Annotated in this window: 8 protein-coding genes; all 8 read left to right on the top strand. The window is 71.7% G+C overall.

Annotated features, from left to right (window positions below; genetic code table 11):
• The first annotated feature begins 553 nt into the window (after positions 1-553).
• The 8 genes from ACIP84_RS23745 to ACIP84_RS23710 all read left to right on the top strand — a co-directional run bounded on the left by ACIP84_RS23745 (position 554) and on the right by ACIP84_RS23710 (position 12,295).
• On the top strand, positions 554-3,391 hold the full coding sequence (locus tag ACIP84_RS23745) for a putative bifunctional diguanylate cyclase/phosphodiesterase (protein ID WP_401800520.1): 2,838 nt from the start codon (positions 554-556) through the stop codon (positions 3,389-3,391).
• Between the two features lie 215 nt (positions 3,392-3,606).
• A complete protein-coding gene (locus ACIP84_RS23740) occupies positions 3,607-5,457 on the top strand; it encodes an acetolactate synthase large subunit (protein WP_355968667.1) in 1,851 nt (616 codons plus the stop codon).
• 41 nt (positions 5,458-5,498) lie between these two features.
• The gene (gene ilvN / locus ACIP84_RS23735) at positions 5,499-6,026 is read left to right on the top strand and encodes an acetolactate synthase small subunit (protein WP_355968669.1); all 528 of its coding nucleotides are present in this window, start codon (positions 5,499-5,501) and stop codon (positions 6,024-6,026) included.
• A 133-nt stretch (positions 6,027-6,159) separates the two neighbouring features.
• Positions 6,160-7,161 (top strand): ketol-acid reductoisomerase, encoded by a 1,002-nt coding sequence (ilvC, locus tag ACIP84_RS23730; protein WP_073912719.1) that lies wholly within the window; start codon positions 6,160-6,162, stop codon positions 7,159-7,161.
• A gap of 238 nt (positions 7,162-7,399) precedes the next feature.
• On the top strand, positions 7,400-8,989 hold the full coding sequence (gene serA / locus ACIP84_RS23725) for a phosphoglycerate dehydrogenase (RefSeq protein WP_355968672.1): 1,590 nt from the start codon (positions 7,400-7,402) through the stop codon (positions 8,987-8,989).
• Between the two features lie 81 nt (positions 8,990-9,070).
• On the top strand, positions 9,071-9,652 hold the full coding sequence (locus tag ACIP84_RS23720; protein ID WP_401800070.1) for a TetR/AcrR family transcriptional regulator: 582 nt from the start codon (positions 9,071-9,073) through the stop codon (positions 9,650-9,652).
• A gap of 461 nt (positions 9,653-10,113) precedes the next feature.
• Positions 10,114-11,349, top strand: a complete 1,236-nt coding sequence (locus ACIP84_RS23715; RefSeq protein WP_401800517.1) for an ROK family protein — start codon at positions 10,114-10,116, stop codon at positions 11,347-11,349.
• Positions 11,350-11,791: 442 nt separating this feature from the next.
• Positions 11,792-12,295, top strand: a complete 504-nt coding sequence (locus tag ACIP84_RS23710; RefSeq protein ID WP_401800069.1) for a flavin reductase family protein — start codon at positions 11,792-11,794, stop codon at positions 12,293-12,295.
• Positions 12,296-12,319: the final 24 nt, after the last annotated feature.

The raw sequence follows: 12,319 nt of genomic DNA, 5'->3' as shown, positions 1-12,319 counted from the left end.
CCGACGATCCGACGCGGCGACGCCGCCGCCGGCGAGCCTTCCGCGCCTCGCCACCGGCCTCGCGCGTTCCGTGCCGGACCAGGCCGTGCCGCACCACGTGCCCCGAGCCGCCGAGCCGGCGGCCACCGGACCGGAGGCCGAGCCGGACACCGGCCCGGCTCCCGGACCGGGCGCAGGACCGGCAACCGGACCGGACCGCCGGGCCGAGGCTCGCGGTGCCGAACCACCGGGCACGGCCGCTCCCCCCGGCGACGCCCCGGTCCCGGCCGCCCGCGCCGCCGCGCCGCGCGGCGGACCCCCGGCGCACGGCGCCCCCGCGCCTCATGGCGACTTCACGCCACACAGCGCCTGCGAAACCTGTGGAGCCCCCGCGCCGGAGCCGGCCGCCCCGGTGGGACGGAAGCCGGGCGCCGCACCGGAGCGGGCCGTCCAGGCCGTACGGGACCACGGCGGCCCGAACGACTGCGACGGGCACGCTCCCGGCGGCGCCGACGAGCCGCCGGCGCGCCCGCACGACGCGGCCGGGTGCGGTGGCGCGGCGCCGGAGGGACCGGTGAGCGCGCCCGGAGCGGTCCTCGCGCGGCGCCCCGTCGGCGGAGGAGGCGACTCCGGACATCCGGACCCCGGGCGCCCCGGCTTCGGCTCGCTCCTCGCCCAGGTCGCCCTGGTGGTGATCTGCGCGGGCTACACGACCGGCGCCTCGCTCGGCTGGGGCTCACCGCAACTCGCACTCTTCATGGGCGACTTCGGACTCAGCGCCGCCGCCCTCACCGCCGCGGTCTCCTGCTTCCTCTACGGGCGCGCGCACCGCGGCAGTGCCCGCCCCGCCTGGCTGCTCTTCGCCTTCTCCTCGTTCATGGCCTCCGCGGGCAACGCCGTGTGGGGCTGGTACGAGGTCGTGCTCCGCACCGAGGTGCCCGACTCCTCCATCGCCGACCTCTTCTTCTTACTCTTCGCACCGCCGGCCATCGTGGGCCTGCTCGTCCTGGCCAAGAAACCCGTCACCCGGGCCGGCTGGGTCTGCCTGGCGCTCGACGCCTGGCTCATCGGGGGCTCGCTCCTCACGCTCTCCTGGAGCCTCGCCCTCGCCCGTACCGCACACTTCCAGAACGAGCCGGTGGCCCAGGCGGCACTGTCCCTCGCGTACCCGTTGCTCGACATCGTCCTCGTGAGCATGGTCCTGGTGCTGCACTTCCGGCGCTCGCAGGCGAACCGGTCGGCGACCAACACCGCGATCGCCGCCCTCGCCCTGACCGTGCTGTGCGACGCCCTGTTCACCTCGCCGCTGCTGCGCGAGAACTACGCCTCGGGCCAGCTGCTCGACGCCGGCTGGTTCGCCGGCTCCCTGCTGCTGGCCTACGCGCCCTGGGGTGTGCGCCGCATCCCGGACAGCGCCGTCACCCCGCGCGGGCAGTGGCTGCACAGCCGGCCGGTGGCCGGCTCGCTCGCCGCCCTCACGCCGTACCTCGCCGCCGCGGTCTGCACCCTCGGCATCCTGTACAACGTCGTGGAAGGGCGCAGGGTCGACCGCGTCGTCGTCCTCACCGGCTGCACGGTGGTCCTCGCCCTCGTCGTACGGCAGGGCATCATGCTTCTCGACAACATCGCCCTGACCCATGAACTGGCCCAGAAGGAGAACCACTTCAGGTCGCTCGTGCAGGGCTCAAGCGACGTCATCATGATCGCCGCGCCGAGCGGGATCCTCCGCTACGTCAGTCCGGCCGCCTCCGGGGTGTACGGGCGGGACGCCGAGGAGCTGATCGGCTCCGAGCTCGCCTCGCTCATCCATCCCGAGGACCTCGGCGCCGTCGTCCACGAGGTACGGCGCTTCCTGGCCGTCTCGCCCGCCGACGAGCCCACGACCCGGATCGAGTGCCGCTTCCGCTCGGGCCGCGGCGACTGGCTGAACGTCGAGTCCACCGTCAACCGGCACCAGGGCGGACTGATCTTCAACAGCCGGGACGTCACCGAACGCGTCCGGCTCCAGGCCCAGTTGCAGCACAACGCCGAGCACGACCCGCTCACCGACCTGCCCAACCGGGCGCTCTTCACCCGCCGGGTCCGGCAGGCCCTCAGCGGCCGCCGTGCCTCCGACGCAGGCACCGCCGTGCTCTTCATCGACCTCGACGGCTTCAAGGGCGTCAACGACCGCCTCGGCCACCAGGCGGGCGACGACCTCCTCGTCCAGGCCGCCCGCCGCCTCCACGACTCGGTGCGCGCCGGGGACACCGCCGCCCGGCTCGGCGGCGACGAGTTCGCCGCCCTCATCCTCGGCGACGGCGGCCGCGACCAGGGGGCCCGCCAGAAACAGGTCCAGGAGATCGCCGACCGGCTCCGCCTCACCCTCTCCCGGCCCTACCGGGTCGACGGGGGCAACGAGGTGCGGGTCGCCGCCTCCATCGGCGTCGCCTTCGCCGAGCCCGGCATCGGGGCCGGCGACCTCCTGCGCAACGCCGACCTCGCCATGTACCGGGCCAAGGCGGCCGGCAAGGACCGCGTCGAGCTCTACGCGCCCCAGATGCAGGCCGAGGTGGTCCGCCGGACGGAGCTGGCCGCCCGGCTGCGCACGGCCCTCCACGACGGTGAGTTCGCCCTGCTCCACCAGCCGGTCGTCGACCTGGCCACCGGCCGGATCTCGGCCGTCAGCGCCCAGGCGCGCTGGCGGTCGGCCCAGGGCATCCTCTTCACCCCCGCCGAGTACCTCCGCGTCACCGACGACAGCGAGCGCACCGCCGATCTCGGCCGCTGGCTGCTCGAAGAGGCCGTCGAGCAGGCCGCCGAGCGTGCGGGAACCGGCCATCGCACCCCCGTCTCCATCAGGCTCTCCGCCCGCCGCCTCCTGGACCGCTCGCTGCCGCTCGGCTCGATCGAGTCCCTGCTCACCCGGCACGGGCTGCCGTCCGGTTCGCTGATCGTCGAGCTCGCCGACAGCGACCCCCGGATCCCGCTCGACGAGCTGGAGCAGCGCCTGGTCACCCTGCGCCGTCTCGGGGTGCGGATCGCGCTCGACGGATTCGGCAGCGGACATGTGGCGATCAACGCCCTCCGCAGGCTTCCCGTCGACATACTGAAGCTGGACCGGGGACTCGTCGAGGGCGTCGTCGAGTCGGCCCGGCTCCGGAAGATCACCCGCGGGGTGCTCCGCATCGCCGACGAGCTCGGGATGCAGACCGTCGCCGAGGGTGTGGACGTACCGGAGCAGGTCGTCGCCCTGCGGGCGATGGGCTGCACCCACGCCCAGGGCATGGCCTTCTCGGGTCCGCTCGACGAGTACCGGCTGCGCAGGGCGCTCGTACGGGACGAGTTTCCGCTGCCCGGAGCCGTCCCCGCCCGGGTCGGAAACCGTCCCCCGTTCCGCTCACATACTGAGACGCCCGTCCCACCCACTTGACAGTGGCGAGGGCTGAGAGGGAGGGTCATTGCCATGCGCACCCGAATTCTCGTACTTGGAAAGCGCGTCGGCTGAAGCAGGGCCACGGTAGGCCCCGCTTGAAACGCACCCGACGCGCTCCCCTCGCTTGCCTCACGGCACGAGGGGTTTTTTGTTGCACTGGCTCACCCCAAAGCCGTCCCAAACCCTCGTAAAACCCTCTGCTTCGAGAAGAGATGCTGATGACCGACCAGGCCACCGGGCACCATCCGCAGCCGCGGCCCCGTAGCGGCGCTCAGGCCGCCACCGCCGTCGAGCACGTCACGGGCGCGCAGTCCCTCATCCGCTCTCTCGAAGAGGTGGGCGCGGACACCATCTTCGGTCTCCCCGGTGGCTGCATCCTCCCGGCCTACGACCCGCTGATGGACTCGAAGAAGGTGCGCCACATCCTGGTCCGCCACGAGCAGGGCGCGGGCCACGCGGCCACCGGCTACGCCCAGGCGACCGGCAAGGTCGGCGTCTGTATGGCGACCTCGGGGCCCGGTGCGACCAACCTCGTCACCCCGATCGCCGACGCGCACATGGACTCGGTGCCGCTCGTCGCGATCACCGGCCAGGTCGCCTCGAAGGCGATCGGCACGGACGCCTTCCAGGAGGCGGACATCTGCGGCATCACGATGCCGATCACCAAGCACAACTTCCTGGTCACCAAGGCCGACGACATCCCGCGGACGATCGCCGAGGCCTTCCACATCGCCTCCACCGGCCGCCCCGGCCCGGTCCTGGTCGACATCGCCAAGGACGCCCTGCAGGCGAAGACCACCTTCAGCTGGCCGCCGCAGACCGACCTGCCCGGCTACCGCCCCGTGACCAAGCCGCACGCCAAGCAGATCCGCGAGGCCGCGAAGCTGATCAGCGCGGCCAAGCGCCCCGTCCTGTACGTCGGCGGCGGCGTCATCAAGGCCGGCGCCACCGCCGAGCTGAAGATCCTTGCCGAGCTCACCGGCGCACCGGTCACCACCACCCTGATGGCGCTCGGCGCCTTCCCCGACAGCCACCCGCTGCACGTGGGCATGCCGGGCATGCACGGCGCGGTCACGGCCGTCACCGCGCTGCAGAAGTCGGACCTGATCATCGCCCTCGGCGCCCGCTTCGACGACCGCGTCACCGGCAAGCTCGACAGCTTCGCCCCGTACGCCAAGATCGTCCACGCGGACATCGACCCGGCCGAGATCGGCAAGAACCGCACCGCCGACGTCCCGATCGTCGGTGACGCCCGCGAGGTCATCGCCGACCTGGTCCAGGCCGTCCAGGCCGAGCACAGCGAGGGCAACAAGGGCGACTACACCGCCTGGTGGAGCGACCTGAACCGCTGGCGCGAGACCTATCCGCTCGGCTACGACCTGCCGGACGACGGCAGCCTCTCGCCGCAGCAGGTCATCCAGCGCATCGGCGAGCTCACCCCCGACGACACGATCTTCGCCGCGGGCGTCGGCCAGCACCAGATGTGGGCCGCCCACTTCATCGAGTACGAGCGTCCGGCCACCTGGCTGAACTCCGGCGGCCTCGGGACGATGGGGTACGCGGTCCCCGCCGCGATGGGCGCCAAGGCCGGCATGCCCGACCGCCCGGTCTGGGCGATCGACGGCGACGGCTGCTTCCAGATGACCAACCAGGAGCTCACCACCTGCGCCCTGAACAACATCCCGATCAAGGTCGCCATCATCAACAACGGCGCCCTCGGGATGGTCCGCCAGTGGCAGACCCTCTTCTACAACCAGCGCTACTCGAACACCGTCCTGCACTCCGGTCCGGACGACGTCCAGGCGAACAAGGGCACCCGCGTCCCCGACTTCGTCAAGCTGTCCGAGGCCATGGGCTGTGTCGCCCTGCGCTGTGAGGACCCGGCCGACCTGGACAAGGTCATCGCCGAGGCCAACGCCATCAACGACCGTCCCGTCGTCATCGACTTCATCGTCCACGAGGACGCCCAGGTCTGGCCGATGGTCGCCGCCGGCACCTCGAACGACGAGGTCATGGCCGCCCGGGGCGTCCGCCCCGACTTCGGCGACGGCGAAGACGACTGAAGCGCGGAACGAAGCAGAGCGAAAAGGAAGAGACCCAGACCATGTCCACCAAGCACACGCTCTCCGTTCTCGTCGAGAACACGCCCGGCATCCTCGCCCGGATCGCCGCCCTGTTCTCGCGCCGCGGCTTCAACATCGACTCCCTCGCCGTGGGCATCACCGAGCACCCCGACATCTCCCGCATCACCATCGTGGTCAGTGTCGAGGACCTGCCCCTGGAGCAGGTGACCAAGCAGCTCAACAAGCTGGTCAACGTCCTGAAGATCGTCGAACTCGAGCCCAGCGCTGCGATCCAGCGCGAGCTCGTCCTGGTGAAGGTCCGCGCCGACAACGAGACCCGCTCCCAGATCGTCGAGATCGTCCAGCTGTTCCGCGCCAAGACCGTGGACGTCTCGCCCGAGGCGGTCACCATCGAGGCCACCGGTTCGAGTGACAAGCTGGACGCGATGCTCAAGATGCTGGAGCAGTTCGGCGTCAAGGAGCTCGTGCAGTCCGGCACGATCGCCATAGGGCGTGGTTCCCGGTCCATTACGGACCGGTCCCTCCGGGCCCTCGACCGCAGCGCCTGAGAATCATCGCCTCAGAGTCATCGGAGGTCGACCGGCGGTCCATGCGCCGGTCCGACTGACGAGACCCGAAAACCTTCCTCCCGCTCCCCGCCGTACGGTGGGACGCAACACCAGCACCTCAAGGAGATACCCAGTGGCCGAGCTGTTCTACGACGACGACGCCGACCTGTCCATCATCCAGGGCCGGAAGGTCGCGGTGATCGGATACGGCAGCCAGGGCCACGCCCACGCGCTGTCGCTCCGTGACTCCGGTGTCGACGTCCGCGTCGGTCTGCAGGAGGGCTCGAAGTCCAAGGCCAAGGCCGAGGAGCAGGGCCTGCGCGTGGTCTCCGTCGCCGAGGCCGCCGCCGAGGCCGACCTCATCATGATCCTGACCCCGGACCCGATCCAGGCCCAGGTCTACGAGGAGTCCATCAAGGACAACCTCAAGGAGGGCGACGCGCTCTTCTTCGGCCACGGTCTGAACGTCCGCTACGGCTTCATCAAGGTGCCCGAGGGCGTTGACGTCGCCCTGGTCGCCCCGAAGGGCCCGGGCCACCTGGTCCGTCGTCAGTACGAGGAGGGCCGCGGCGTTCCGTGCATCGCGGCCGTCGAGCAGGACGCGACCGGCAACGCCTTCGCGCTGGCGCTCTCGTACGCCAAGGGCATCGGCGGCACCCGCGCCGGCGTCATCAAGACGACCTTCACCGAGGAGACCGAGACCGACCTCTTCGGCGAGCAGGCCGTCCTCTGCGGTGGCACCGCGGCGCTGGTCAAGGCGGGCTTCGAGACCCTGACCGAGGCCGGCTACCAGCCGGAGATCGCGTACTTCGAGTGCCTCCACGAGCTGAAGCTCATCGTCGACCTCATGTACGAGGGCGGCCTGGAGAAGATGCGCTGGTCGGTCTCCGAGACCGCCGAGTGGGGCGACTACGTGACCGGCCCGCGGATCATCACGGACGCCACCAAGGCCGAGATGAAGAAGGTCCTCGCGGAGATCCAGGACGGCACCTTCGCCAAGGAGTGGATGGCCGAGTACCACGGCGGTCTGAAGAAGTACAACGAGTACAAGACCCAGGACGAGAACCACCTCCTGGAGACCACCGGCAAGGAGCTGCGCAAGCTCATGAGCTGGGTGAACGACGAGGAGGCGTAAGCCTTCGGGACCGGGGCCGGACGGTGTGTCCGGCCCCTGTCCACATCGTTGGACACCCCGTCCAACCACGGACGGGTGATCCTTCCAACGAGGCGCATGATCGGCGCCGACGCACCACTACACTGCTCAACAACATTCGCGTTCAGGCCCACAGCGTCGTGCGCTTTCACGCGGCAAGCCCCCTCCACCGCCTGCGGCCGTCGGGACGGCCGTCCGCACTGGATCTGTGAGGACTCACGTGAGCTCGAAACCCGTCGTACTCATCGCTGAAGAGCTGTCGCCCGCCACCGTCGACGCCCTGGGCCCGGACTTCGAGATCCGGCACTGCAACGGCGCGGACCGCGCCGAACTGCTGCCCGCCATCGCCGACGTGGACGCGATCCTGGTCCGTTCCGCGACCAAGGTCGACGCCGAGGCCATCGCCGCCGCCACCAAGCTGCGGGTCGTCGCCCGCGCCGGCGTCGGTCTGGACAACGTGGACGTCTCCGCCGCCACCAAGGCCGGCGTCATGGTCGTCAACGCCCCGACGTCGAACATCGTCACCGCCGCCGAGCTCGCGTGCGGTCTGCTGGTCGCCACCGCGCGCAACATCCCGCAGGCCAACACCGCGCTGAAGAACGGCGAGTGGAAGCGCTCCAAGTACACGGGCGTCGAGCTGAGCGAGAAGACCCTCGGCGTCGTCGGCCTCGGCCGCATCGGTGTCCTGGTCGCCCAGCGCATGTCGGCCTTCGGCATGAAGATCGTCGCGTACGACCCCTACGTGCAGCCCGCCCGCGCCGCCCAGATGGGGGTGAAGCTGCTGGCCCTGGACGAGCTCCTGGAGGTCGCCGACTTCATCACCGTCCACCTGCCGAAGACCCCCGAGACCCTCGGTCTCATCGGCGACGAGGCGCTGCACAAGGTCAAGCCCTCCGTCCGGATCGTCAACGCCGCGCGCGGCGGGATCGTGGACGAGGCGGCGCTGTACTCGGCGCTCAAGGAGGGCCGGGTCGCCGGCGCCGGCCTCGACGTGTACGCGAAGGAGCCCTGCACGGACTCCCCGCTCTTCGAGCTCGACCAGGTCGTCTGCACCCCGCACCTCGGAGCGTCCACGGACGAGGCCCAGGAGAAGGCCGGCATCGCCGTCGCCCGCTCGGTGCGCCTGGCGCTCGCCGGTGAGCTCGTGCCGGACGCGGTCAACGTCCAGGGCGGTGTCATCGCCGAGGACGTCAAGCCGGGTCTGCCGCTCGCCGAGAAGCTCGGCCGCATCTTCACCGCCCTCGCGGGCGAGGTCGCGGCCCGTCTCGACGTCGAGGTGTACGGCGAGATCACCCAGCACGATGTGAAGGTGCTCGAACTCTCGGCGCTCAAGGGCGTGTTCGAGGACGTGGTCGACGAGACCGTGTCGTACGTCAACGCCCCGCTGTTCGCGCAGGAGCGCGGTGTCGAGGTGCGTCTGACGACGAGCTCCGAGTCGCCCGACCACCGCAACGTGGTCACCGTGCGCGGCACCCTGTCGAGCGGTGAGGAGGTCGCGGTCTCCGGCACGCTCGCCGGCCCCAAGCACCTCCAGAAGATCGTCGCCGTCGGTGACTACGACGTGGACGTGGCGCTCGCCGACCACATGGTCGTGCTGCGCTACGAGGACCGTCCGGGTGTCGTCGGCACCGTCGGCCGGATCCTCGGCGAGGCCGGTCTCAACATCGCGGGCATGCAGGTGGCGCGCGCGGAGGAGGGCGGCGAGGCGCTCGTCGTCCTCACCGTGGACGACACCGTCCCGGCCGCGGTGCTCGCGGAGATCTCGGCCGAGATCGGCGCCGCCTCGGCCCGCTCGGTCAACCTGATCTGACGCCCCACCCCGAACGACCTCGTACCCGGTCGGTAGACGCTCGTCTTACACAAGCGTCTACCGGCCGGGTACAGTGCTGTCATGGGACACAAGGAAGACCTGCTCGAAGGCGCCAAGCGCTGCCTCCTGGAGAAGGGGTACGGGCGGACCACGGCCCGCGACATCGTCGCCGCCTCCGGTACCAACCTCGCCTCCATCGGCTACCACTACGGCTCCAAGGAGGCCCTGCTCCAGCAGGCCTTCCTCGCCGTCACCGAGGAGTGGGGCGAGGCGGTCGGCCCCGCGGGCAGTGGCGAGGAGAAGCGGGAGCTGCCGGCCGACCCGTACCAGCGCTTCCACACCGTCTGGGAACAGGTCATCGCCGCGGCCGGGCCCAGCCGGCCCGTCTGGAAGCTCCAGACCGAGATCGTCACCCGGCTCGACGACGACGAGAAGCTGCGCGAGGCGATCAAGGAGCCGCAGCGCGAGGGGCGGCTCGGCATGGCCGAGGGCTTCCTCGGCATCGACCCGGAGGCGGAGCCGGAGAAGGCCAGGGTGGCCGGACTGCTCTGCCAGGCCCTGGTGGCCGGCGTGATGATCCAGTGGATGGTCGACCCGGACACCGCGCCGACGGCGGACGACCTCACGGAGGGCCTCAAGGTGCTCATGGGGGAGGAGAACTGACGTCACGTCAGGGATGGTGGGAGCCCGGGAAGGCTCCGGGCGGACGCCGTCCATCATGCGGGCCGTCGATTGACCGTCTTGCGACACTCGGGCTATGTTGCGCGCCATGCACCGTTCCGCGCTTCTCACGACACGAGGTCATGTCGACCTGAAGCGTGTGTGCTCCGCCGCGTGTCCGTAGCTCCGCGAGCGTACGGCGGAGACCGCGCGGCCCCCTGACCCCCTGAGAGCGCCTTCCGGGGGGAGCGGACCCGCGGCCCGCCGGCGCCCGCCGAGAACGGCTCCCGCCCGGGAGCTTCGCGCGTCCGCCCGCCCCCGGAACGGCCCCCGCCCGCCCGGCCCCTCCGGTCCGCCGTCCCTCCCCGCCGCCGCACCCGGCGGAACGGGCGGCCGCACCCCGCGCGGCGGCGGTACGCACCACCGCAACGGACCCGAAGAAGGCCCCCGTGGACAGAACGCGCATGTCCTCCTCCCGCCCCGTCCCCCTGCGCCGCGCCGACATCCCCTCCGCGGCCGCCCCTCCGCGCCGCGCCGCCAGCACCGGAGCCGTCCTGGGGGCGATCCTCGACCACGGACCGGTCGCCCGCAGCACGATCGCCCGCCTCACCGGTCTCTCGCCCGCCTCGGTCACCGGCCACTGCGGCGCCCTGATCGGCCGGGGGCTCGTCAAGGAGGGCCCGGAGACGGCAGGCCCGCGAGGCCTAGGCCGCCCCCACATCCCCGTCGAGATCGACACCGCGCGCTATCTCCTCGCCGGTGCGCACGTCGCCGTCACCCACACGACGCTCGCCCTCATGGACCTCCGGGGGCGCCTCGTCGCCGAGGAGCGCCTCCCGCACACCAGTACCGAACCCGCCGAGGTGCTCGACCGGGTGGCCGAGGGGCTGCCCCGGATGCTCGCCGCCCAGGGCTCCGCCCGGACCGCGCTCGCGCTCGGCGTCGCCACCGGCCACTGGGTCGACCCGGCCGCCGGGGTCGTCGTCCACCATCCGCAGCTGGGCTGGCGGGACGTCCCGGTGCGGGAGGTGCTCGCGGAGGCCACCGGGCTCCCCGTCCACGTGGACAGTCACGCCCGCGCCCTCGCCCGCGCCGAACAGCTCGTCGGCGTCGCCTCGACCCGGGCCAGCGCGGTGGTGCTCTTCGTCGGCAACGTGGTCGACGCGGCCTTCGTCTCCTCCGGCGCGGTGCACCAGGGGCCGAGGTTCGGGGCGGGCAACATCGCCCACCTGCCGGTGGGGACGGGCGACGCCGGCACGACCTGCGAGTGCGGCGTCCCCGGCTGCCTCCAGTCCGAGGTGTCGGAGCCCGCGATGCTGCGCCGGGCCGCCCGGCGCGGTCTGTACGCCGGGACGTTCCCCGAGCTGTTGGGGCGGGCGGTGGACGGGGACGAGGTGGCGGTCTCGCTGTTCCGTCGGCGGGCCCGGTTCGTCGGCCGGGCCGCGGCCGTCCTCCTCGACATGTTCGACCCCGAGGTGCTCGTCGTGGTCGAACCGGGCGCCGGCCGACTGGCGCCCTGCCTGGCCGAGTTGCGCGCCACCACCGCCGAACGGTCGCTGGTCTGCGACGACCCCGAGCGCTCCGTCGTGCCGAGCAGCTTCACCGGCCGGGTCCTGGCCGTGGCGGGAACGGCCGTCGCCCTCGGCGCCCTGCACGACGATCCGCTCGGCCCCTGGCCGGCGCTGCCCGCGGTGTCCTGACGGCGGCGGCACCCAGCCCGTACGCCGGGCGCGCCGCGGTGTCCTGACGGCGGCGGCACCCAGCCCGTACGCCGGGCGTCCCGCGGTGTCCTGACGCCGGGGGACGCCCGTCCGTACCCCCGGCGAATACCGACTTAATTCAGAGAGTTGCATTGTTGACCCGCTCGGATCGCGAACGGGAAGATGTATTCATGAGCAGCCCGCAGAGGACCCGACGCCACGTGCCGCATTCGGCACGCGTCCGTCGTTCCTGTCGTCCCTGCCGCTGCTGTTGATCCGAGCGGTTTTCCCGACTCCCGGTCCCGCTTTCCTTTTCCACGCGTGCCCTTTTCCCTGCGCGTGACGCTCCGGCCCTTCCGTCGCCGTGCCCGCACACCGCCCCGCCCGGCTTCGGCGTGCCGTCCTCCGCCCTGTCCGTCCTTCTCCGTCGCCCGGGGGAAACATGTCCGTCTCCTTGTCCTCGCATCCCGCGGCCGGTCTCGAACCCGGCCTCTTCAAGCAGGCGTTCCGCGCCTATCCGGCCGGCGTCGTGGTCGTCACCGCGGACGCCGGATCCGGCCCCGTCGGCTTCACCGCCACCTCGCTCACCTCGCTCTCCCTCGAACCGCCGCTCCTCTCCTTCGGCATCGCGACCGGCTCCTCCTCCTGGCCGCACGTCCGGCGCGCCACGTCCGCGGTCGTCAACTTCCTCGGCGCCGAACAGGAGGACCTGGCCAGGCGCTTCGCCACCAGCGGGATCGACAGGTTCGCCCGGCCCACCGGCTGGCGGCGGCTCGACCAGGGCGACCCGGTCCTCGACGGCGTCACCGGCTGGCTGCGCGTCGACATCGAGCAGCTCGTCCCCGCGGGCGACCACCGCATCGTCATCGGCCGCGTGGTGGACGCCTGGCAGGACGCGGACCGGCGCCCGCTGCTCTTCCACGACGGCGGCTACCACTCCCTCTGACCCCTCGCCCGCGCACCGCACCCC

It is taken from the genome of Streptomyces sp. NPDC088707 (genome assembly GCF_044752725.1).
In the GTDB taxonomy this organism is placed as follows: Bacteria; Actinomycetota; Actinomycetes; order Streptomycetales; family Streptomycetaceae; genus Streptomyces.
This window is presented reverse-complemented; position numbering and strand designations above follow the sequence as displayed.